This is a genomic window from Oscillibacter sp. ER4, assembly GCF_000765235.1.
Lineage (GTDB): Bacteria > Bacillota > Clostridia > Oscillospirales > Oscillospiraceae > Hominicoprocola > Hominicoprocola fusiformis.
Genome location: NZ_JPJG01000103.1, coordinates 1 through 500 on the forward strand (window position 1 = coordinate 1; position 500 = coordinate 500).

General features: G+C 48.0%; 1 protein-coding gene. It reads right to left on the reverse strand.

All coding sequences use genetic code 11. The features are described 5' to 3' along the window. On the reverse strand, positions 1 to 410 hold a 410-nt coding region (locus NI20_RS0112980; RefSeq protein WP_033121814.1), incomplete at its 3' end, for a recombinase family protein. Positions 411 to 500: the final 90 nt, after the last annotated feature.

Consider the following 500-nt stretch of genomic DNA (forward strand, 5'->3'; position numbering starts at 1 on the left):
TTCATAATGTTGCGGAAAGGGGTAAAATCATCGTCCCCTCTGGCACTGTCCACGCCGTCATTGATGGCGATAAGGCGAACGCCACGCTGACGCAGGATTTCCATAATCTGACCGACTTTCAGATAGTCACGACCCATGCGGCTCATGTCCTTGATGCACAGATACTCCACATTCCCGGCTTCAACCTCTTTCATCATTGCCAGAAATCCGGGACGGTCAAAGCAAGTACCACTAATGCCATCGTCCGTGAAATGGACAATGTTCGTAAAGCCCTGCCGTGCGGCGAACTCCTCCAACATAGCCTTTTGATTGGAAATGGAATTGCTCTCACGCTGTTGGTCATCATCTTTGCCAAAGTCATCACGGCTCAGTCGTTCGTACAGAGCTGTGATTTTCTCGTTTTTTCTCATAACTTGCGCTCCTTTCTTCGGTTTTAGGTTGTGTGTTCTAAGAGACTTCCCAACCGCTTGATTAAGAAGTCTTTTAGAGCATACAACACC